The organism is Shinella granuli (assembly GCF_004341885.1).
GTDB lineage: Bacteria > Pseudomonadota > Alphaproteobacteria > Rhizobiales > Rhizobiaceae > Shinella > Shinella granuli.
The window spans coordinates 476,909-498,247 of the sequence record NZ_SLVX01000001.1 but is presented as its reverse complement, the minus strand read 5'-3'; the positions used below and the strand labels follow the sequence as shown (position 1 = coordinate 498,247).

Genomic DNA, 21,339 nt, shown 5'->3' with positions numbered 1-21,339 from the left:
GAGACAGAAGATGATGAATTTCCTGCCAGACCTTCACGAAGGACATGCGCCCATCACTCTGCAGCAGCTGTTCGGCGCCGCTTTTGAAGCGCTCGACGCCTGGGAAGACGAACCCGCCGAACCGATGGTGATCTACGAGGACCAGATCGTTCCGATCGGCATCGTTTTCGAAAGCATGCGGGCGTGCACCGATATCCTGCCGCGTACCTTGTCGGACATCGTTTCCGACACGCTCGCCCGCAATCCGGCAGCGGCCGGCACGGAGATCAGCACCTTCGGCGATGCCGCCCAGCTTGCCGGCGCCCTCGTCGAGCAGCGTCGCCTGTGCGGCGAGACCGCCATCGCCGCCTTCCTCGACCATCACCGGGTCGACAAGCGCCGCCCGGCCTGATTCCCAGAAACCCCGCCCCGGGGCGGAAAAAAGAGGCAGGCGCTGCACATCTTGGCAGCGCCTGCACGAAGGTGAAGGTCGACGCCTCGCAAGGCCGGGTCGTCGTCAGTCACAGCGTCCGGCAACTGCGGGTCTTGCAGCGCTGCCGCCAGTCGAATGAAAACCTTGGGCGATCCCGGCCGCACGCATCTTGACCCGGACCACCGAACCACTTATTTCTCCCCACATCGAGATTTGAACGTTGACTTCTGCATTTGCAGGCGCTTACGCCTGCAGTTACGAACCTACCCTTCAAATTCGACCTCCCATGGTTGCCGTCCCGGCGACCGAAGATTGATTTGACGGCTTAGGAAAGGTTTCGTCATGGCAACTGGTACCGTAAAGTGGTTCAACACGACCAAGGGTTACGGCTTCATTCAGCAGGACAGCGGTGAGCCGGACGTTTTCGTCCACATCTCCGCCGTTCAGCGCGCTGGCCTTGCAGCGCTCAACGAAGGTCAGAAGGTCAGCTTCGAGCTGGTTCGCGACCGCAAGTCCGGCAAGATGTCGGCTGACCAGCTCGTCGCAGCCTGATCGGCCGCGACAGCATTGAAATCGGAAAGGCCGGAGCGATCCGGCCTTTTTTGCGTCTGTCCCTTGATATGCTTGCCACGCAACGGCAGCGACGCAAATTACTTGACTCAGTCAAATAAATAGCGACCATGGTGATCGAAGGAGATCATCATGACGGCCATTGCCCCTGAGGAAACCGGTTCGGACACGATCGAGGCGGTCCGCGCTTTCAACCGCTTCTACACCAACCGCATCGGCGTGCTCGACCGCGCCTATCTCGACACGCCCTATACGCTGACCGAGGCGCGCGTCATCTACGAACTCGCCAATGGCGGCGCGACCGCCGCCTCGCAGCTGACGACGGAACTGTCGCTCGATCCCGCCTATGTCAGCCGCATGCTGAAGGGCTTTTCCGGCACGGGTCTGGTCGACATCCGCAAGGACCCTGCCGATGGCCGGGGACGGCTGCTGAGCCTCACGGAGAGCGGCCGGGCCGTCGCCGCCGACCTCGCCACGCGGTCGCGGGCGAGCATCGCGACCCTGATCGAGCCGCTCGACGAAGCGGCGCGGCACAGGCTGACCGCGGCGCTCCGCGACGTCACGGCCCTCCTTGCCGGCGAAAGCCTTTCAGGCCCGATCCGGATCCGCCCCCACCGGGCCGGCGACATGGGCAGGGTGATCGCCAGCCAGGCCCAAAGCTATGCGGAAAGCTACGGCTGGAACGAGGAATACGAGGCGCTCGTCGCCGAGATCTGCGCAAAATTCCTGCGCGACTTCGATCCGACCCGCGAGCACTGCTGGATCGCCGAGCAGGACGGCGCGCTTGTCGGCAGCATCTTCCTGGTGAAGGCCAGCGAGACGACGGCCAGGCTGCGCCTGCTGCATGTCGCCGAGGCCGCGCGCGGCCATGGCCTCGGCACCCGGCTGGTGACGGATTGCATCCGCTTTGCGCAAGGTGCCGGCTACAGGCGGCTGGAACTCTGGACGAACGACATCCTGACGGCGGCCCGCCGCATCTACCAGGCCGCCGGCTTCACGCTGGAGAAGGAGGAGGCGCACCACAGCTTCGGCCAGGACCTCGTGGGGCAGACCTGGGTACTCGACCTGGCCGGCTGGCAGGAACCGCTCACGCCTCCTGCAGCGCGCGCTCCGGCCAGCAGCACTCCTGAAGCCCCGCCCGCGTGAACGGGTCGGCAAGCGTGCCGGAGACGATGGCCGCAAGGATCTGCGGTGCCGGCGGGACTTTCGCGACGGTCGCCACCAGCCGGTCGCGCAGCCAGGCGATCGCCCGCGAATCCGACTGGTAGAAGGGCGTGAAGACGTAGGAGAGGAGCTGGAACAGCCGGACATGGTTGCGCCGGGCGGCCGCATAGGCCGCCAGCCCTTCCTCCAGGGTGGAAGCCGCGGACAGGGCATGGGCCAGCGCCGCCGCATCGAGCAGCGCCATGTTCGCCCCCTGCCCGAGCTGCGGGCTGGTCGAATGGGCGCTGTCGCCGATGAAGGCGATGCCGTCCGCCACGGGCGGCAGCGTGGTGCGGTGGGCATAACGGGCGAGCGTCAACTGGTCCCAGTCCGTGATCTGGTCGAGGAAGGGCGCGGTCTCGGGCCAGTAGTCGAGGATGCGCGCCTTCCAGTGCTGAAGGCCGGCCCGCTGCACCGCGTCCGCGTCGGCCACCTTCAGGCTCCAGAAGAAGGCGACCTTCTGCCCCTCGCCCGCATGGGCCCGGCCGACCGGCAGCACGCCGATCATCACCTTCGCAGCGTCATAGCGTTGCACGAGCGCCCGCGCATCATGCGCGATGCCGTCGCAATCGAGCGTCGCCCAGAAGGCGCCCCAGGGCAGTTCGCGCACAGCGGGCGCGACGACGGACGCGGCGGCAAGCTGCGACCGGGCGCCCGTCGCGTCGACCACCAGGTCGTAGTCGCCGACGATCTCGCCCTCTGGATCGTGCAGGGCCGTGCGGGCCTGCCGCGTCTCGGCCTTGGCAAGCGTGATGCCGGTGCGGATGTGCAGGCCCGCGGCCGCCACCGCATCATGCAGGGTCGCAAAGAGCGCCGCCCGGTGCACGGCAAGGCCATAGCGGCCGCCGGCCAGCGCATCGTAGCGCACGTCGAGCACCGTCCGCCCGCTGCGCGCGTCGGCACCGTGCAGCCGGTCGATACGGTTGCCGAGCGCGTGAATGGCCGGGGAAAGGCCGAGCGCATCGAGCACGGTGAGCCCCGTCGGCTGCATCAGCAGGCCGGAGCCGACCGGGGACGGCTGCTCGAAGCGTTCGATCAGCTCCACCCGGTGGCCGGCGCGCGACAGAAACAGCGCCGCCGCAAGCCCCGCAGGCCCCGCGCCGGCGATAGCGATATCGAGTGGCTTCATGGCCCGCCTTCCCTGCATGCGGCTCCGGAGCGCCAGGGCCGGAGCGTCAGTCCTGAGCCGCGTCGTAGACCTGCCGGGCGGCCCGGATCGCGGCGTGGTTCTCGGAAGACCACTGCACGAGGGAGCGCAGAAGCGCAAGGAAGGAATGGCCGAGCGGCGTCAGGCAATATTCGACGCTCGGCGGCTGGGTGGGGTAGACGGTGCGGGTGAGATAGCCGTCGCGCTGCAGGTCGCGCAGCGTCTGGGTCAGCATGCGCTGCGATATGTCGGGGATGAAGCGGCGCAACTGCGAAAAGCGGCGCGGCCCGTCGGCAAGGCCGAGGATCATCAGCGACGTCCACTTGCCGCCGACGCTGTCCAGCACGTCGCGCACCGGACAATCGTCCATCGACATGGCAATGCCGTCGATGAGAATGACGCGCTCGCCCTCGGCACGGTCGACGATCCTGTTCATGGCCGGTTCCCTCCAGGTAACCACCGCAGAAAAAACTGCCTTCTTTACAGCTCCTAGCAGATTACCAGATAAGAGCAAGTCTCGATTAGAGACCAATCGCAGCAGGACCAGGGCGCCTCCCCGCCACGCCTGCAGGAACGGTCCGCAAGGGCCCAGAAAGGCAAAGACATGACCGACACAGTTCTCGTTACCGGCGCCTCCGGCCAGCTCGGCCGCCTCGTCATCGACGCGCTCCTCGCCTCCGGCAAGCTCGCGCCCGCCGATATCATCGCCACGACCCGCGACGTCTCCAAGCTCGCCGCCTATGCCGACAAGGGCGTCACCGTGCGCGCCGCCGACTTCGACGATCCCGCCTCGCTCGACGCGGCCTTCGCCGGCGCCGGCAAGGTGCTGATCATCTCCACCGACGCGCTCGACACGCCCGGCAAGCGCCTCGCCCAGCACAAGGCCGCCATCGCCGCCGCCGCCAAGGCGGGCGCAAAGCACATCCTCTACACGTCGATGCCGCAGCCGGACGATTCGCTCGTCACCTTCGCCCCCGACCATCTCGGCAGCGAGGAGGCCATCAAGGCGACCGGCATCCCCTACACGATCCTGCGCGACGGCTGGTATGCGGAAAACCTCTTCATGTCGCTGCCGCATGCGCTGCAGACGGGCTCCTGGTACACCTCGACCGGCGCGGGCCGGATTGCCCACATCACCCGCGCCGACACCGCGGCCGCCCTTGTCGGCGCCGTGCTGAAGGCCGGAAACGAGAGCCGCACCTACACCCTGACCGGCACGAAGACGCATACGGCCGAGGAGATCGCCGCCATCGTCTCCGCGGCGACGGGCAAGCCGCTCGCCGTCGTGCATGTCACGGATGCCCAGCTTGCCGAGGGGCTGAAGGCCGCCGGCCTGCCGGAAGGCTTCGTGCCGACCATCGTCTCCTTCGACGCCAACACGCGCGAAGGCAAGATCGCGATGGTGACGGAAGACGCCGAGGCGCTTTCCGGCCGCGCACCGACATCCCTTGTGGACTTCGTCGCCGCGAACAAGGCCGCGTTTCTCGGTTGATGCTATTCAAGGTGCGGCGCTCGACCGGGCGCCGCACGGACTTGTCAGACGTCCTGGCCGCAGGCGCGGCAGAAGCGCCGCACGGTTTCCGCCATGCCGTATTCCAGCGCATCGGCGGTCAGGCCATGGCCGATCGACACTTCGGCAAGGCGCGGGATGCGCGCGACGAGCGCCGGCAGGTTGGCGACCGTCAGGTCATGGCCGGCATTGACGTCAAGGCCGAGCCCGAAGGCGATATCCGCGGTCTCTCCAAGCCGCTCGACGAGCCGCGCCGCCTCGGCCGGATCGTCGTAGCAGCCGCCATAGGGGCCGGTGTAAAGCTCGATCCGGTCCGCGCCAACCTCCTTCGCGATGGTCAGCGCCTCGCGGTCCGGCTCGCCATCGGCAAAGACCGAGACGCGCAGGCCGAGCGCCTTCAGCCGGCCGACGATGTTGCCGAGGAGATTGTGGTTCGCACGGAAGTCCCAGCCATGGTCGGAGGTCGCCTGGGAGGGATCGTCGGGCACGAGCGTCACCTGCTCGGGACGATGCTCCTCGACGAGCCGCATGAACCCCTCTTCCGGAAAACCTTCCATGTTGAATTCCGTGCCCGAGAACTCGGTGTCGATGAGGCTGCGGATCGGCGCGAGATCGGAGAAGCGTATATGGCGCTGGTCGGGCCTTGGGTGCACGGTGAGGCCGCTCGCACCCGCCTGAAGGGCGATCCGGCCAAGGCCGGTGACGCTCGGCCAGGGCAGATCCCGCCGGTTGCGCAGCATGGCAATGGCATTGAGATTGACCGACAGTTTCGCAGGCATGGCGACGCACACTCCTCTTGCAGGCCACAAGCTCTAGCCTGTTGTTTCCACAAGGGCAATCGCCTCGAAGGCCCGCCTTGCCGCCGCCCTGCGGCTTTGTGGCGGGAGCCTGTGCATGCCCTCTTGCCGTTGCGCAAGAATCACCGGTAGAATCCCCCGTGATTTTGGGGGATGCCGCGCCGGCGTCCCGTCGTGGGGAACGGGAAAGGAATCGGGCAGCAGCGATGGTCTCCTCTGTGGTGGCACCATGAGCAGGACCGACAGGCCGGCGTGCGAACGTGTGCGGCGCGCGCTCGATGCCATCATCGCAAGCGAAGCGTTCGCCCGGTCCGAGCGGTTGCGCTCGTTCCTCTCCTATATCGTCGAAAACGAGCTTTCCGGCAAAGCCGCCCAGTTGAAGGGCTACACCATCGGCATCGACGTCTTCGGCCGCCCGCCGGGCTTCGATGCCGGCAACGATCCGCTCGTGCGCGTCCAGGCCGGCAAGCTCCGGAAATTGCTGGAGCAGTATTACGAGACGGAGGGCGCGACAGACCGCCTGCGCATCCGCGTGCCGCTCGGCAGCTACGTGCCGGAATACAGCGCCGCCGAGGACGAGCCGGAGACCGCGGGCAAAGCCCCGCACACACCGCCTTCCACCGTGCGGCCGCTCCGGCAGAAGCCGGCAGTGCGCCGCTCCTGGCTTCCCGCGCCGGTCTCCTCGCCGCTCGCTCTCTTCTCGCTGCTGCCGCTCTTCTTCCTGGCCCCTTCGATCTATCCGGATGCCTCCAGCACGGCGATCGCCAAGGCCCAGCTCGTGCTGTCGGTGCAGAACAAGCTCGCGGGGCGCGTCCAGGCGCTGCCGAGCCTCCACATCATGCAATGCTGGCCATCGGGCGGCGAATGCAATGCGCTGGCCCGCGCCATCGCCGGATCCGCCGGCTACCACAGGACCGTGCATCTCGTCGATTCGCGCGATGCAGCGGAACCGCACGCGCTTTCCTATGCCATCCGCATCGAGAGCCAGCCGAACGGACAAGGCATCTATGCCCGGCTGGTCCACCAACCATCCGGCACCACGGTCTTCACCCGCCATTTTTCACGCGAGCAGCTGCGCGGCGAAGGCGGCATCGCCTATGAGGCGGTCACCTTCACCGCCCGTGCCCTCACCGCCACCGGCCCGCTGTATCGCCATGCCATGCGCACGGGTGTGGCCAGCAACCTCATGGAATGTCTCGCACAAGGGGAGCAGGATCCGCCGCGCGGAACACCCCTTGCCGGCGAGCCGGCAGCCTGCAGCCATCTGCCCGCGGCGCTTGCCGACGTCTCGCCGGAAGAAGGCCCCGACATCACGCTGACGCGTTGAACGCCCTTTCTCCAGCCCGCAGGCAACGCCAGAAAATACATCCCTAGATATAACGATAGGCACATCCCCCCCTTGGGTTTATTTTAGAATGCAGGGCGGATTGGTAATGTGTGCCGCTCGGATTCACGATCCCGCACAATTAAAGCGCGAAATGGATCTGGAATCCCTGCACGATCGTATACAGTTTTACCGGCATGCACAGCCGGCGAAACAGGGGCATTGTCCGCCGGCTTGTCATCCAGCCTTCGCAATGAGGCTGGCCACGGGCCGGCGACCGGGGGTTAAGCACATGACCAATCTACTTGTTTGCGGGCTGCTTTCATGATGACCAATGAGTCGAAGAAGGCCGACAGCCGTTCGGGCACGCGCAAATCCATCCGTTTCCTGCCGGTCGCGCCCGTGCCGGAGAACCTGCCCGAAGGACGCCTTGCCATCGCCGACATGGCCAATGCCTTCGGCGTGACCCATCGCACGCTGCATTTCTACGAGGAGAAGGGCCTTCTGACCGCGGCCCGCGTCGGCCCCATGCGGGTCTACGGCCCGGATGAAATCCAGCAGATGGCGGTGGTCAACACCTGCCGCGAGACGGGCATGCCCGTCGCGGTGATCCAGGAATTGCTGGAGCGCCTTTCGTCCGCCGAAAGCCAGGAGGAAGCCGACGGCGTCTTCCGCAACGCCATGATCGCCCGCAAGCGCGAACTGGTGGCGCAGCAATCGACGATCCGCCGGCAGATGCAGCAGATCAACGAATTGCTCGATTTCAGCTCCGCCCACGAGCCGGAGACGAACGACAACACCCCCTGCGCCAACCTGGCGCCGGCCGAACTGCGCTGCCTCGCTCTGATGGCGGAAGGCTATCCGACGAGCCGCATCGCCCGCGCGCTCGAGATCGAGCCCGGCGAAGTGCAGGTGATGGAAAAGAACATCATCGCGAAATTCGACAGCAACAACCGTTTCCAGGCCGTCGCCAAGGCGGTCATGCTCGGCATCGTCGGTCACTGAGACCGATGAGACGGGCCGGACATGACGACCGGCCCCTTCCATCCGCTTCCTGAGGAGCGGTCCGCCGTGCGGGTCTCAACTATCGCACGACGGTGAGCGTTTCCGCGGCGCGCGTAATGGCGGTGTAGAGCCAGCGTTCGCGCGTGTCGCGGAAAGCATAACTTTCATCGAACAGCACGACATTGTTCCACTGCGAGCCCTGCGCCTTGTGCACGGTCAGCGCATAGCCGAAATCGAACTCGTCATAGCGCTTGCGCGTCGACCAGGGGATTTCCTCGTCGAGATTCTCGAAGGCGGCCTTCAGGAGCTTGATCTTGGCCGCGCCGCGATCCATGTCGTCGTCCTCCGGCCGGATCATCAGGTTGATGCCGGGCTTCACCGTCTCCTTCGACGAGCTCATCACCTGCCAGAGCGAGCCGTTGAGCAGGCCCTTGGCCGGGTCGTTGCGCAGGCACACCAGCTTGTCGCCGGATTGCGGATAGTCGGTGGTGAACCCCTTCAGCTCGCGCAGGCGCTGGTTGTAGCGCCGCCGCGTCCGGTTCGTGCCGACGAGCACCTGGTCGGCATCGAGCACGAGCGTCTGGTCCACCTCGTTGCGACCGATGACGCGCGCGGCGCCATAGTCGCCATAGGCGATGTCACTGCCTTCGCGCACCTGCATGGCGAGCTGGATGATGGGATTGTCGCGCGCCTGCCGGTGGATGTCCGTCAAAAGGTAATCCGGCTCCTGGTTGGTGAAGTAGCCGCCACCGGAAACCGGCGGAAGCTGGCCGGGATCGCCGAGCACGAGGATCGGCGTGCCGAAGCTCATCAGGTCCTTGCCGAGCGCCTCGTCGACCATCGAGCACTCGTCGACGACGACGAGGGCGGCCTTGGCCACCGGGCTCTGGCGGTTGATGGAGAACATCGGCGAGATCGAGGTCTTGCCCGTCTCCTCGTCCGACACCTCTTCCTCGCCGCGCGGGCGATAGATCAGCGAATGGATCGTCTTGGCATTGGTCGCGCCCTTGGAGCGCAGCACCTGGGCCGCCTTGCCGGTGAAGGCGGCGAACAGCACCTCGCCGTCGACATTTTCCGCAAAATGGCGCGCCAGCGTCGTCTTGCCCGTGCCGGCATAACCGAACAGGCGGAACAAAGGCTCGCGCCCGTCCTTCAGCCACCGCGCGACGGCCTTCAGCGCGTCATCCTGTTGGGGTGCAAATTCCATGACCGGACTTGGCAGGATTCGGCGCCGTGAAGCAAGAGAAACGTGCCCCTTTCACGGTTCGACGGACGGAATCGGCCCCCGGGCGATTTTCCCCTGTTCGCCGGTGCGCTGCCGCGCTATTGAGGGCCCAGTTTTCCGGAGCGATCCTTGTCCCGCGCCTCCCCTTCCACAAAGAACACCGCCGTGCCGACGGGGATCGGCAAGCTGTCCGCCGTCCTGCAATGGGCCACGGTCGGCGCGCTCTCGATCGTCATCACGGTGCCACTTGAACTCGGGGGCTTTCCCGCCGCCCTGCTGATGGGACCGATGCTGGCCGGCATCGTCGTGGCGCTGGGCGGCGGAACGATCCGCCTGCCGCGCATCTTCTTCTTCATCGTCCAGGTCGTGCTGGCGCTGATGATCGCCACCACGGTCTCCGAGGATTTCCTCGGGACCTTCCAGCGCAACTGGCCGCTGATGCTGTTCGTCGTGGTCTCCGTCATCAGCGTCAGCACGCTGTGCGGCTGGCTGATCACGCGCACCGGCATCCTGCCCGGCACGACGGCGATCTGGGGCTCTTCCGCCGGCGCCGCCTCGACCATGATGATGATGGCGGAAGCCTATGGCGCCGATGCCCGGCTCGTCGCCTTCATGCAGTATCTGCGCGTCGTCTTCGTCGCCAGCCTCGCCACGCTCGTCGCCCATTTCGGCGGGCACGACGGCGCGGCCGTGCCGCCGTATGCCTGGTTCGAGCCGGTGCCGCTGCCGCCGCTCGTCCTGATGCTGGCGGTCGGCATCGTCTGCGGCCTCGCCGGCCAGAAGCTGCGCATCCCGGCCGGCGCCTTCCTGGTGCCCTTCGCGCTCGCCGCCGTGCTCAACGCCTCCGGCACGATCAGCATCGAACTGCCGCAATGGCTGCTCGTCATCGCCTTCACGCTGCTCGGCTGGAACATCGGCCTCGGCTTCACCCGCGCCATCCTCCTGCATGCGCGCCGGGCGCTCCTGCCGACGGTGCTCTCCATCCTTGCGCTGATCAGCTTTTCCGGCCTGCTTGCCGGCCTGCTGATCCTCGTCCTCGGCATCGACCCGCTGACGGCCTATCTCTCGACCAGCCCCGGCGGCCTCGATTCCATCGCCGTCATCGCTGCCTCCAGCAAGGTCGACATCGCTTTCGTCATGACGCTGCAGACGGCCCGCCTCATCCTCGTGACCCTGTTCGGCCCGTGGCTCGCCCGCTTCGTCGCCGACCGGGCTTAGGATCAATCGACATCCAGCCCAGACCGGCATGGGCTGAAGGGCGACTGGTCCTGGTCGGCTGCGTTTTCAAGGAGGATGGGCTTTCCGTGCGGCGTCGCCTCGGCGGCGCGGGCCCAGCGATCGGACAGCGCGGCCTGCTCCGCCTCGCTCGCAACGCCCCTTTCGGCCAGCAGCGAGGACAGCGCGGCAACCCAGCAGTCGAAATAATCGGCACCATCGGCCGCCCTTGCGGGCCGGTGAACCTCGCGCGACAGGGCCTCGGCCCACTCGCCCCAGGTGAAGACGCCCCGTTCGTGGAGGCGCACCGTCATCGCGAAGGCCTGCGCCTGCCAGGGTTCGGCAAAGACCGGGTCGCCTTCCCGGGATTTCGGCAGGCCGGGCGAATCGGCGGGCGTCTCACACCGGCTCAAGATAGCTCTCCCAGGCGTCGATCGAGACGGTGAGGCCGGGCGCGGCCCCCTCGCCCCAGATCTCGCCGCCGTCGAAGACGACGGTATAGACCCATTGCGGGTTCTCGCCCTTGCCGTGCGCGCTGTCGTCCGGAAAGACGAAGGAGCCCTGCACGGTCTCGACCATGCCGACCTTGCCGCGGGCATAGCGCGGCAGGCGGGTATGCGTCGCCGGATTGACATTGCGGGTGCGCACGCGCGCGCCGGCGGCAAACCGTGGCGCCGTGTCGAGCGGCCGGTCGCACGGCCCGCCCCTCGCAAGGACGGCCGGCACCATCTCCGCCGTCAGCACGCGCTTCGGCGTCGCACCCTTCTCCAGCATCCGGCCCTCGGCGAGCTCCGCCCCGCTGACGAAGCCGTGGCGCGCAAGCAGCGTTTCCAGCGCCCGGATCCAGATCTCGTAATAGCTTGCGGCAAGATAGATGGCCGGCGGAATGTTTTCCCGCGCATGGCGGCTTTCGTCGATGGTCCAGGCGCCGAAGGCGCCGCAGGAGAGCGTCACGCCGAGCGCCCGCTTTTCCCACTCGGCATGGAAATACGGCTCGTCAGCCTCCGGCGCGACGGGGCCGAAGCCGTGCAGGCCGCCGAGATCGTGCGGCCCGTTCATGCCCGCGCCTCGGGGGAAAGCGCCAGCCCGGTGCCGATCATGGCATCGCGCGTCACGAGATCGGCAAGCGCTTCCTGGTCGAGCCCCTCGCTGCCCGCCGGCCGCTCCGGCACGACAAGATAGCGCAGCTCCGCCGTCGAATCCCACACGCGGATCTTCCGGTCGGCCGGCAGCGTGACGCCGAATTCCTCCAGCACGCCGCGCGGGTCCATCACAGCGCGCGCGCGATAGGCCGGCGCCTTGTACCAGACGGGCGGCAGGCCGAGCACGGACCAGGGATAACAGGAGCAGAGCGTGCAGACGACGAGGTTGTGCGTCTCGCCGTCGTTGAACACCGCCCGCATATGCTCGCCCTGCCGGCCGGTATAACCGAGGCTGGCGATCGCCGCCGTCGCATCCTGTTTCAGCCAGGCGGCGAAATCCGGCTCCGCCCAGGCCTTGGCGACGACGCGCGCGCCGTTGCGCGGGCCGATCTTCGTCTCGTAGGTCTCCACGATGACGTCGATGGCCTTCGGATCGATCAGGCCCTTCTCCGTCAGGATGGTTTCGAGCGCGCGCACGCGCGCTTCCATTGGCGAGAAATGGTTGTCGTGATGATGGTCGTCGTCGTGGTCATGGATGTGCATGGCGGTCCCTCCGCTCCGGCTTTCCTTTTACGCGCCTAGCGCAGCATCGGCCAGAGGCTTGCGACGAGCAGCAGGGCCATCGTCATGTTGAACCATTTCAGCCGCACCGGATCGGAGAGCCACTGGCGCAGCGCCGAGCCGAAGCCGGCCCAAGTGGAGACGCTGGGGAAATTGACGATGGCGAAGGCGATGCCGACGATCAGCACGCTCATCGTGTAGTTCGCCGCGTTCGTATAGGTCGCCATGGCGGAGACGGCCATCACCCAGGCCTTCGGGTTGACCCACTGGAAGGCGGCTGCCTCAAGGAAGCTCATCGGCCGCGCCCCCGTCTTGCCTTCGCTCAGCGAGCGCGACGTGCCGATCTTCCAGGCGATCCAGATGAGATAGGCACCGCCCGCGAATTTCAGCAGCGTATAGACCAGCGGGACGGCCTCCAGCAGCGCGCCGAGCCCGAAGCCGACGGCGAGCAGCAGCACGAGGAAACCGACGCCGATGCCGCACATATGCGGGATCGTGCGCACGAAACCGAAGTTCACGCCGGAGGCGAAGAGCATCATGTTGTTCGGGCCGGGGGTGATGGAGGTGGTGAAGGCGAAGACCAGAAGCGCCAGAAAAATCTCGATCTGCATGGGAGGTCCTGAATAACCCGGTTGTTTTTTTCGATTGATAGTCCATCTCCTTGCAACGACCAGCCAATTCTTGTCATGCATGCAATTCGGATGGCTGATGCATGGCCCTTGCAAGCGGAGCGCACCATGAAAGCGGAACTACCGGCAGTCACCTTCCCCGGCGGTCGGCAGGTACCGGCCCTTGGCCTCGGCACCTGGCACATGGGCGAAGGCGATGCCTCGATGGCCGAGGAGGCGAACAGCCTGCGCGCCGGCATCGACCTCGGCATGACGCTGATCGACACGGCGGAAATGTATGCCGACGGCGGCGCCGAGACCGTGGTCGGCGAGGCGATCCGGGGGCGGCGCGATGCGGTGTACCTCGTCAGCAAGGTGCTGCCCTACAATGCCAGCCGCAGCGGCACGATCGCCGCCTGCGAGGCAAGCCTGAAGCGCCTCGGCACCGACCATGTCGACCTCTACCTCCTGCACTGGCGCGGCCGCCATCCGCTTGCCGAGACGGTCGAGGCCTTCGAGATGCTGAAGGCTGAGGGCAAGATCGGCGCCTGGGGCGTCTCCAACTTCGACAAGGACGACATGCTGGAACTGCTCGACGCCGCCGAGCCCGCCCGTCCCGCCGCCAACCAGGTGCTCTACAACCTGTCCCGCCGCGGCATCGAGTTCGATCTCCTGCGCTGGAGCCAGGTGCAGGGCATCCCGATCATGGCCTATTCGCCGCTCGACGAGGGCCGCCTCGTCGGCCACCCGGTGCTGGAGGAGATCGGCCGCATCCACAAGGCGAGCGCCGCCCAGGTCGCCCTCGCCTTCCTCCTGACGAGGCCCGGCGTCATCGCCATCCCGAAATCCGGCTCGCCGGACCGCGTGCGCGAAAACTTCCACGCCGCCGAAATCCGCCTGACCTCGGAAGACCTCCGCCTCCTCGACGACGCCTTCCCGCCGCCGACGCGCAAGCGGCCGCTGGAGATGATCTGAAAGGAAGGGGCGTCCGCGCTTGGGCGGCAGGCCCCTGCCATACGTTTTACACCTCGCCTCGCCCCGCCCTCTGCCGTCATCCTCGGGCTTGACCCGAGGATCCATACCACGAACTCAAGGCGGGCCGCGGAATGTGGATCCTCGGGTCAAGCCCGAGGATGACGGAGGAGAGGTTTTTAGGTCCAGTCGCCCGTCAATACACCGGGAGGCTGACGCCGGTCGAACACGTCTGAAGGCTTCCGCCCCCCTACCCGCTCACATGCCCTGCGGACCGCGATTCATCGCGGCGATGCCCGTGCGGCACACTTCGCTGAGGCCGAGCGGCTTCATGACCGCCACGAACTGGTCGACCTTGGACGACTTGCCGGTGATCTCGAAGATGAAATGCTCGGTGGTCGCATCGACGACCTTGGCGTGGAAGGCATCGGCAAGGCGCAGGGTTTCCGCGCGCAATTCGCCGGCCCCCGTGACCTTGACCAGCGCGACCTCCCGCTCGATCGGCCGTTCCTGGCCCATCGTCTTGGCGCGGACGGTGAGATCGACGACCCGGTGCACCGGCACGATGCGCTCGAGCTGCGACTTGATCTGTTCGAGAACACCGGGCGTGCCGCGCGTCACGATGGTGATGCGCGAAAGGTGCGCCTCATGCTCGGTCTCGGAAACCGTGAGGCTCTCGATGTTGTACCCGCGGCCGGAGAACAGGCCGATGACGCGGGCAAGCACGCCCGGCTCGTTGTCGACCAGCACGGAGAGCGTGTGGCTCTCCGCGACCTGGGTTTCCTTGGCGATGAAATAGGCGGAGCCCGTGGGCTGAAGGTGTGCGTTCATGATCTTCTTTCCTCACGCAATTCCAAACGCAAAACCGCTTCACGCTTTTGCTGGAATTGCTCTCCTTTCCATCAAACGAGCTGGCGGCCCTTGGCGTCGATCGCATTGGCGACCGCTTCGTCCGTGGCCTCGTCGGGCAGCAGCATTTCATTGTGCGCCTTGCCCGAAGGGATCATCGGGAAGCAGTTGGCAAGGTTCGCCACGCGGCAGTCGAAGATGACCGGGCGCTTGACGTCGATCATCTCCTGGATCGCACCGTCGAGATCGCCGGGCTTGTCGCAGGCGATGCCGACACCGCCATAGGCTTCCGCGAGCTTGACGAAGTCAGGCATCGCCTCCGTGTAGGAATTCGACAGGCGGTTGCCATGCAGGAGCTGCTGCCACTGGCGCACCATGCCCATATACTGGTTGTTCAGGATGAAGATCTTGACCGGCAGGTTATACTGGACCGCACAGCTCATCTCCTGGATGCACATCTGGATCGAGGCATCGCCCGCGATGTCGATGACGAGGCTGTCGCGGTGCGCGACCTGCACGCCGATCGCCGCCGGGAAGCCGTAGCCCATCGTGCCGAGGCCGCCCGAGGTCATCCAGCGGTTCGGCTGCTCGAAGCCGTAGAACTGCGCCGCCCACATCTGGTGCTGGCCGACTTCCGTCGTGATGTAGGTGTCGCGGTCCTTGGTCAGTTCGTAGAGCCGCTGGATCGCATATTGCGGCATGATCACGTCGTCGCTCGCCTTGTAGGCGAACGAGTTGCGCGCGCGCCACTTGGCGATCGACGTCCACCAGTCGTTCTGGACCGCCTTGTCGTAATCCTTCGCGGCAGCACGCCACTGGCGGACCATGTCCTCCAGGATCGCGCCGACATCGCCGAGGATCGGAACGTCGACACGGACGTTCTTGTTGATCGAGGACGGGTCGATGTCGATGTGGATCTTCTTCGAGTTCGGCGAAAAGGCGTTAAGGCGGCCGGTGATGCGGTCGTCGAAGCGCGCACCGATGCAGACCATGACGTCGCAGTCATGCATCGCCATGTTCGCCTCGTAGGATCCGTGCATGCCCAGCATGCCCAGCCAGTTCTTGCCGGAGGCCGGATAGGCACCAAGGCCCATCAGCGTCGAGGTGATCGGGAAGCCGGTGATCTCGACCAGCTCGCGCAGCAGGCGCGAGGCTTCCGGCCCGGAATTCACGACGCCGCCGCCGGAATAGATGATCGGCCGGCGGGCCGAGCGCATCAGGCTGACGGCAGCCGCGATCTGGTTCGCATCGCCCTGCAGCTTCGGCTGGTAGCTCTTCTGGATGGGCGCTGCGGAGGGCGGCGTATAGGTGCCGGTCGCGAACTGGACGTCCTTCGGGATATCGACGACGACGGGACCGGGACGGCCGGACTGCGCGATGCGGAAGGCCTCGTGGATGATGCGGGCGAGATCGTTGACGTCCTTGACCAGCCAGTTGTGCTTGGTGCAGGGGCGCGTGATGCCGACCGTGTCGCATTCCTGGAAGGCGTCCGATCCGATGAGCGTGGTCGGAACCTGACCGGTGAGGCAGACGAGCGGGATGGAATCCATCAACGCGTCCTGCAGCGGCGTGACGGCATTGGTCGCGCCCGGACCCGAGGTGACGAGCATGACGCCGACCTTGCCGGTGGAGCGGGCATAGCCTTCGGCCATGTGGCCGGCGCCCTGCTCGTGGCGCACCAGGATGTGCTCGATGTCGTCCTGCTGGAAGATCTCGTCATAGATCGGCAGGACGGCACCGCCCGGATAGCCGAAGATATGTTCCACGCCATTGTCTTTCAGGGCCTGCAAGACAATTTCGGCGCCCGTCATCTGATTTTCTGTTCCGCTCATCGGATTTCCGTCCGTCTCTTTCGTATTTCGGGTGATTATCGAATTTCTGGGCATAAAAAAAGGCCCCTTGGAGGAGCCTGCTTACCGCGCATGGGTGCTTTCGCCGGGTGGTTACACCACCCTGCCCATGCGCGTTCCCACCACAAGAATGATAGAGGTCAGATTTTTCATGGGGCGAAGTGTTAACGGCAAAGCCCACGCGCGTCAACGCCTTTCCGTCTGTTTCGAAACGGCACGGATTCGCGCATATCTCCGAAATTGCAATCCAGGGATGCATCATGACGAAACGTCTTATTAAGCGCCAGCCGTTAGACTTCGCCTTTGATGGCAAGGAGTGCCGTGATTGCTGAACAGTGATTTTCAAAGTTCCATCGTGGCTGGGGAGCAGGAGCGCCGGGACGGCGTTTCGACGGGCAACCGCCTGCTCGGCCGCGTCGTCGCCTGCAACGGCTCGCATGCCACCATCAGCGCCGTCGCCGAAGGCGGGGAAACGGCGCTCACGGAACTGTGGGCCGTCGGCCGACTGATTTCCATCTCCGTCGGCCGCAACCGGATCGTCGCGCTCGTCTATTCCATGTCCACCGACCAGCAAAGCTGGGTGGAGAACCACGACACGGTCTTCCGCATCGAGGTCGAGCTGCTGGGCGAAGTGCATGTCAGCGCCGATGGCCGCGAGGAATTTTCCGCCGGCATCACCGACTATCCGCATCTCGGCGCCATCGCCCATCGCATCCGCGCTTCGGATCTCGCCAAGGTCTACGACACCGGCAAGAACGATGTCTGCGCCATCGGCAAGCTGACGCAGGACGAGACGATCGACGCGACGATCCACGTGCCCTCCATGCTGGAGAAGCACTTCGCCATCGTCGGCACGACCGGCGTCGGCAAGTCCACCGCCGTCACGCTGCTGCTGCACAAGGCGATCCAGGCCGATCCGCGCCTGCGCGTGCTCATTCTCGACCCGCACAACGAATTCGCTTCCGCCTTCGGCGATCTTGCAGTCATCATCGACACCGACACGCTGGACCTGCCCTTCTGGCTGTTCCGGCTGGAGGAATTCGCCGAAGTCGTCTTCCGCGGCCGCCCGCCGGTGCCGGAGGAGATGGACATCCTGCGCGACCTGATCCCGGAGGCCAAGCGCGCCTTCCGCGGATCGAGCGACAACGGCCTGATGCGCCGCAGCAGCGAGAAAAGCTCGGTGACGGCCGATACGCCGGTGCCCTTCCGCATCGCCGACCTGCTCGCCCTCGTCGACGAGCGCATCGGGCGCCTGGAGGGCCGGGCGGAAAAGCCGCACCTGCGCTCGCTCAAGGTCAAGATCATGTCGGCGATCAACGACCCGCGCTACCATTTCATGTTCTCCTCGAACACGATCACCGACACGATCCTCGATACGATCGCCCGCATCTTCCGCATTCCCGGCGACGGCAAGCCGGTGACGACCTTCCAGCTCGCCGGCATTCCTTCCGAAGTCGTCAATTCGGTCGCCTCCGTGCTCTGCCGCATGGCCTTCGAGATCGGCCTTTGGAGCAATGGCGGCGTGCACATGCTCGTCGTCTGCGAGGAGGCGCACCGCTACGTGCCGGCCGACATGAAGCTCGGCTTCATGCCGACGCGCCAGGCCATCGCCCGCATCGCCAAGGAAGGCCGCAAATACGGCGTCTCGCTCGGCATCATCACCCAGCGCCCCGGCGAGCTCGACCCGACGATCCTCTCCCAGTGCTCGACGATCTTCGCCATGCGCCTTGCCAACGAGCACGACCAGGAGATCATCCGCTCGGCGATCCCCAACTCATCGTCCTCGACGACCAGCTTCATCTCCTCCATCGGCAATGGCGAGGCGATCGCCTTCGGCGAGGCCGTGGCCGTGCCGATGCGTATGCGCTTTTCGCGCGTCGAGGCCAATCGCCTGCCGAAGGCGAACGGCACCGGCGTCAAGATCAGCGACGAGACGCCGCAAAGCGTCGACCTGCGCTCCATCGTCGCCCGCATGCGCGCCATCACCGGGCCCGACATTTCCGGCTTCCAGAGTTCCTACCTCGCCGCCCAGGGCCAGAACACCCCGTTGCCGACCGGCTACGAGGATGCGCCCTACGAGGACGAGGAAGACTATGTCGAGACGCTGCGGGCCGCAGAGGCCGCGCGTCCCGCCGCCCAGCCGCTCCAGCACGAGCCGTACCGGCCCGACATGCTGCCGGGCGCCCAGGGCGCCTACGACCCCTCGCCCCAGGAACGGTTCGAGGCGATCCGCCGGGAATTGACCTCCGAGCCGCAGCGCCCGGCGGCCGATCCCTATCGCCAGCCGGCAACACGCCCCGCGCCCGCCTTCGGCGAGCAGCAGGAGCCGCGGCGCGAGGGCTCCATCCGCGAACAGCTTCTCAAGAAGCCGCTGAGCAGCCTGATCCGGCGCTGAGACGTTTCCACCGACCGCTACGCACCCGCGCCGGGCGTGCCTTCTGCGGCCAGCGGATCGATGCGCCGCCAGCTCTCGTCGAGCTGGTTGCGGAACCAGGTCATCTGGCGCTTGGCATATTGCCGCGTCGCCGCCGCGCCACGCTCGACAACCTCCGCCGCACTCATCGTCCCGGCCAGCATCGCCGTGATCTGCGGCACGCCGATCGCCTTCATGACGGGCATGGCGGGGGAAAGATCGAGCGCCAGCAGGGCCTGCACCTCCTCCACCGCGCCGGATGCCAGCATGTCTGCGAAACGCCGGTCGATGCGGGCGGCAAGCACTGCCCGGTCCGGCAGGACGACGAGTTTCTCCGCCCGGTCCGCATCAATGACGGCCGGTCCTGCCGCCGCCTGGAAGGCCGAGATCGACTGCCCCGTCGCCTCCAGCACCTCCAGCGCCCGCACGATGCGCTGCCCGTCGCCCGGCTTGAGGCGCACCGCCGTCTGCGCATCGCGCGCCTCAAGGTCACGGTAGAGGGCTTCTGCCCCCTCGTCCGCGAGGCGGCCGCGCAGGTGGGCGCGGACAGCTTCGGGGATGGCGGGCATGTCGGAGAGCCCGCCCGTCAGCGCGCGGAAATAAAGCCCCGTGCCGCCGACAAAGACAGGCAGTTTCTCCCGCTGCCGCAATTCCGCAACGACCGCCGCCGCCTCGCGCAGCCAGTCGCCGGTGGAATAGGCCGCGCCGGCCGGCACATGGCCGTAGAGCCGATGCTCGATGCCGGCCATATCCGCCGGCTGCGGGCGGGCGGTGAGCACGTTCAGCGTGTCGTAGACCTGCATGCTGTCGGCATTCACCACCACGCCATCGTGCTCGGCCGCCAGCCGTACGGCGAGCGCGGACTTGCCGCTGGCCGTCGGGCCCGTTATCAGGATCGCGTCCCGCTTTCGATCAAGGTTTCTCATCATGGCTTTCGTTGCCACGCTTGTCGCCAATCCGTCAAATCCCGTCCTGACGCCCAGCCTTGCCGAAAAGGCCGCCGATGCGGTCAACGCATCCGGGCTTTACTGGCTTGCCGACGGCATCGCCTGCGACATCGCGCTGCGCGACGGCAGCGACCTTGGCGCCGCTGAGGCCGCAATCCGCGCCGTCATCGGCGGCGAGCCGGTCGATCTTGCCATCCAGGAAGCGGAAACGCGGCGCAAGAAACTGCTGATCGCCGACATGGATTCGACGATGATCGGCCAGGAATGCATCGACGAACTGGCCGCCGAAGTCGGCCTCAAGGACAAGGTCGCGGCGATCACCGCCCGCGCCATGAACGGCGAGATCGCCTTCGAGCCCGCGCTTCGCGAGCGCGTCGCCCTTCTCAAGGGGCTTCCCGTCTCCGTCATCGACGAGGTCATCGAAAAGCGCATCACGCTGACGCCGGGCGGACGCGAACTGATCGCGACGATGAAGGCCAAGGGGTATTATACCGCCCTCGTCTCCGGCGGCTTCACCGTGTTCACGAGCCGCATCGCCGCCATGCTCGGCTTCGACGAGAACCGCGCCAACCTGCTGCTCGACGCCGACGGCAAGCTCACCGGCGCGGTCGCCGAGCCGATCCTCGGCAAGCAGGCCAAGGTCGACGCTCTCACCGAGATTTCCGAACGGCTCGGCATCTCGCCGGACGAAGCCATGGCTGTCGGCGACGGCGCGAACGACCTCGGCATGCTGCACCTGTCGGGCGCCGGCGTCGCGCTGCACGCCAAGCCGGCCGTCGCGGCGGAGGCGAAGATCCGCATCGACCACGGCGACCTCACCGCCCTGCTCTACCTCCAGGGCTACCGCAGATCCGATTTCGTGACCGGCTGATGCCCATCGCCACGACCAGGCGCCTGACGCTCCGGAACTGGGAGGAAAAGGACCGGGACCTCTTCCACGAGATCAATTCCGATCCCGTGGTGATGGAATTCTTCCCGTTCCTGCGCACGCGCGCCCAGTCCGACGAGCTCTTCGAGCGCATCCGCGGCATCATCGCCGAGACCGGCCTCGGCTTCTACGCGCTCGCCGAGCGGGAAAGCGGCGTCGCCCTCGGCTTCTGCGGCCTCTCGCGCACGACGGAGCGGCTGGAACCGCACCTGCCGGCCGGCACGGTGGAGATCGGCTGGCGGCTGGCGCGGCGCCATTGGGGCCGGGGCTACGTCACCGAGGCCGCCGAACGGCTGCTCGCCTTCGGCTTCGAGGAGAAAGGCCTCGCCGAAATCGTCTCCTTCGCCGTCGCCGGCAACACGCGCTCCGTCGCTGTCATGCAGCGCATCGGCATGCGCGCCTTCCCGGAGCGGAATTTCGACATGCCAGGCCTCGACGACCCCACCCTTCGCCCGCATGTCCTCTACGCGCTGGATCGCGCCGGCTGGCAGCGCCGCTGAGAGAAATCCCCTCATCCGGCCCTTTCGGCGACCTTCTTCCCGACGGAGAGAAGGAAAACGAGACACCGGCGATCTCCCCCCAACGGGAGGAAGGTGCCGGCAGGCGGATGACGGGTTTTTCATGCAGTCCCATAAAAAGGCCGCTGAAGCAATACTCCAGC

Annotated in this window: 22 protein-coding genes; 11 read left to right on the top strand and 11 right to left on the bottom strand. The window is 66.3% G+C overall.

The features are described from left to right. The first annotated feature begins 10 nt into the window (after positions 1 to 10). The 3 genes from EV665_RS02345 to EV665_RS02335 all read left to right on the top strand — a co-directional run bounded on the left by EV665_RS02345 (position 11) and on the right by EV665_RS02335 (position 2,128). Positions 11 to 391, top strand: coding sequence for a BRA0787 family protein (locus EV665_RS02345; RefSeq protein ID WP_064330431.1), 381 nt, complete (start codon positions 11 to 13; stop codon positions 389 to 391). A 363-nt stretch (positions 392 to 754) separates the two neighbouring features. Then, positions 755 to 964, top strand: coding sequence for a cold-shock protein (locus EV665_RS02340; RefSeq protein ID WP_064330432.1), 210 nt, complete (start codon positions 755 to 757; stop codon positions 962 to 964). Between the two features lie 150 nt (positions 965 to 1,114). Continuing rightward, entirely contained in the window at positions 1,115 to 2,128 is a 1,014-nt protein-coding gene (locus EV665_RS02335) for a bifunctional helix-turn-helix transcriptional regulator/GNAT family N-acetyltransferase (RefSeq protein ID WP_133032935.1), read from the top strand. Here EV665_RS02335 and EV665_RS02330 read toward each other — a convergent pair. Together EV665_RS02330 and EV665_RS02325 are read right to left on the bottom strand one after the other, a co-directional pair. Then, positions 2,070 to 3,314 carry an FAD-dependent oxidoreductase gene (locus EV665_RS02330; protein ID WP_133032934.1) on the bottom strand — a complete coding sequence of 415 codons (1,245 nt, stop codon included), beginning with the start codon at positions 3,312 to 3,314 and terminating at the stop codon, positions 2,070 to 2,072. The two genes, EV665_RS02335 and EV665_RS02330, sit on opposite strands and share 59 nt — an antisense overlap. A gap of 46 nt (positions 3,315 to 3,360) precedes the next feature. Then, positions 3,361 to 3,768, bottom strand: coding sequence for a winged helix-turn-helix transcriptional regulator (locus tag EV665_RS02325; protein ID WP_064330435.1), 408 nt, complete (start codon positions 3,766 to 3,768; stop codon positions 3,361 to 3,363). Between the two features lie 168 nt (positions 3,769 to 3,936). On the opposite strand from EV665_RS02325, the gene EV665_RS02320 reads away from it, so the two are divergent. Beyond that, positions 3,937 to 4,824, top strand: coding sequence for an SDR family oxidoreductase (locus EV665_RS02320; protein ID WP_133032933.1), 888 nt, complete (start codon positions 3,937 to 3,939; stop codon positions 4,822 to 4,824). A 44-nt stretch (positions 4,825 to 4,868) separates the two neighbouring features. Here EV665_RS02320 and EV665_RS02315 read toward each other — a convergent pair whose 3' ends face one another. Beyond that, positions 4,869 to 5,621 carry a pyridoxine 5'-phosphate synthase gene (locus EV665_RS02315; protein WP_133032932.1) on the bottom strand — a complete coding sequence of 251 codons (753 nt, stop codon included), beginning with the start codon at positions 5,619 to 5,621 and terminating at the stop codon, positions 4,869 to 4,871. A 247-nt stretch (positions 5,622 to 5,868) separates the two neighbouring features. Here EV665_RS02315 and EV665_RS02310 point away from each other — a divergent pair, with 247 nt between their 5' ends. Together EV665_RS02310 and EV665_RS02305 are read left to right on the top strand one after the other, a co-directional pair. Further along, positions 5,869 to 6,966 carry a hypothetical protein gene (locus EV665_RS02310; RefSeq protein WP_133032931.1) on the top strand — a complete coding sequence of 366 codons (1,098 nt, stop codon included), beginning with the start codon at positions 5,869 to 5,871 and terminating at the stop codon, positions 6,964 to 6,966. A gap of 321 nt (positions 6,967 to 7,287) precedes the next feature. Continuing rightward, complete coding sequence (locus tag EV665_RS02305) at positions 7,288 to 7,968, top strand: MerR family transcriptional regulator (protein ID WP_245337386.1); 681 nt, start codon at positions 7,288 to 7,290, stop codon at positions 7,966 to 7,968. Between the two features lie 79 nt (positions 7,969 to 8,047). Here the strand turns inward: EV665_RS02305 and EV665_RS02300 are convergent, their stop codons facing one another. Next, positions 8,048 to 9,175, bottom strand: coding sequence for an ATP-dependent DNA helicase (locus EV665_RS02300; protein ID WP_064330439.1), 1,128 nt, complete (start codon positions 9,173 to 9,175; stop codon positions 8,048 to 8,050). Between the two features lie 147 nt (positions 9,176 to 9,322). Between EV665_RS02300 and EV665_RS02295 the strand changes: the two genes are divergently transcribed. Beyond that, a complete protein-coding gene (locus EV665_RS02295; RefSeq protein ID WP_380684507.1) occupies positions 9,323 to 10,411 on the top strand; it encodes an AbrB family transcriptional regulator in 1,089 nt (362 codons plus the stop codon). Between the two features lie 2 nt (positions 10,412 to 10,413). On the opposite strand, the gene EV665_RS02290 is transcribed toward EV665_RS02295, so the two are convergent. From EV665_RS02290 to EV665_RS02275, 4 genes are read right to left on the bottom strand one after another with little or no spacing between them, the layout of a single operon-like run. After that, positions 10,414 to 10,821 carry a nitrile hydratase accessory protein gene (locus tag EV665_RS02290; protein WP_133032930.1) on the bottom strand — a complete coding sequence of 136 codons (408 nt, stop codon included), beginning with the start codon at positions 10,819 to 10,821 and terminating at the stop codon, positions 10,414 to 10,416. Next, positions 10,808 to 11,467 (bottom strand): nitrile hydratase subunit beta, encoded by a 660-nt coding sequence (nthB, locus tag EV665_RS02285; protein WP_133032929.1) that lies wholly within the window; start codon positions 11,465 to 11,467, stop codon positions 10,808 to 10,810. Before nthB ends, EV665_RS02290 begins: the two co-directional genes overlap by 14 nt. Continuing rightward, positions 11,464 to 12,093, bottom strand: a complete 630-nt coding sequence (nthA, locus tag EV665_RS02280; protein WP_133032928.1) for a nitrile hydratase subunit alpha — start codon at positions 12,091 to 12,093, stop codon at positions 11,464 to 11,466. Before nthA ends, nthB begins: the two co-directional genes overlap by 4 nt. Positions 12,094 to 12,128: 35 nt before the next feature. Then, positions 12,129 to 12,722: a LysE family translocator gene (locus EV665_RS02275; RefSeq protein WP_133032927.1), complete on the bottom strand. Its 594-nt coding sequence runs from the start codon at positions 12,720 to 12,722 to the stop codon at positions 12,129 to 12,131. Positions 12,723 to 12,848: 126 nt separating this feature from the next. Between EV665_RS02275 and EV665_RS02270 the strand changes: the two genes are divergently transcribed. Beyond that, positions 12,849 to 13,694, top strand: a complete 846-nt coding sequence (locus tag EV665_RS02270; RefSeq protein ID WP_133032926.1) for an aldo/keto reductase — start codon at positions 12,849 to 12,851, stop codon at positions 13,692 to 13,694. A 255-nt stretch (positions 13,695 to 13,949) separates the two neighbouring features. On the opposite strand, the gene ilvN is transcribed toward EV665_RS02270, so the two are convergent. Together ilvN and EV665_RS02260 are read right to left on the bottom strand one after the other, a co-directional pair. After that, the gene (gene ilvN, locus EV665_RS02265; RefSeq protein ID WP_064330446.1) at positions 13,950 to 14,522 is read right to left on the bottom strand and encodes an acetolactate synthase small subunit; all 573 of its coding nucleotides are present in this window, start codon (positions 14,520 to 14,522) and stop codon (positions 13,950 to 13,952) included. Between the two features lie 71 nt (positions 14,523 to 14,593). Next, complete coding sequence (locus tag EV665_RS02260) at positions 14,594 to 16,372, bottom strand: acetolactate synthase 3 large subunit (protein WP_064330447.1); 1,779 nt, start codon at positions 16,370 to 16,372, stop codon at positions 14,594 to 14,596. A gap of 343 nt (positions 16,373 to 16,715) precedes the next feature. Here EV665_RS02260 and EV665_RS02250 point away from each other — a divergent pair, with 343 nt between their 5' ends. Next, positions 16,716 to 18,785, top strand: a complete 2,070-nt coding sequence (locus tag EV665_RS02250; protein WP_133032924.1) for an ATP-binding protein — start codon at positions 16,716 to 16,718, stop codon at positions 18,783 to 18,785. Positions 18,786 to 18,802: 17 nt separating this feature from the next. Here EV665_RS02250 and miaA read toward each other — a convergent pair whose 3' ends face one another. Continuing rightward, positions 18,803 to 19,732 carry a tRNA (adenosine(37)-N6)-dimethylallyltransferase MiaA gene (gene miaA, locus EV665_RS02245; protein WP_133032923.1) on the bottom strand — a complete coding sequence of 310 codons (930 nt, stop codon included), beginning with the start codon at positions 19,730 to 19,732 and terminating at the stop codon, positions 18,803 to 18,805. Here miaA and serB point away from each other — a divergent pair. Both serB and EV665_RS02235 read left to right on the top strand, forming a co-directional pair. Then, positions 19,731 to 20,621 (top strand): phosphoserine phosphatase SerB, encoded by an 891-nt coding sequence (serB, locus tag EV665_RS02240; protein ID WP_133032922.1) that lies wholly within the window; start codon positions 19,731 to 19,733, stop codon positions 20,619 to 20,621. The two genes, miaA and serB, sit on opposite strands and share 2 nt — an antisense overlap. Then, positions 20,621 to 21,178, top strand: a complete 558-nt coding sequence (locus tag EV665_RS02235; RefSeq protein WP_133032921.1) for a GNAT family N-acetyltransferase — start codon at positions 20,621 to 20,623, stop codon at positions 21,176 to 21,178. The genes serB and EV665_RS02235 overlap by 1 nt, the downstream gene beginning before the upstream one ends. The last annotated feature ends 161 nt before the right edge of the window (positions 21,179 to 21,339 follow it).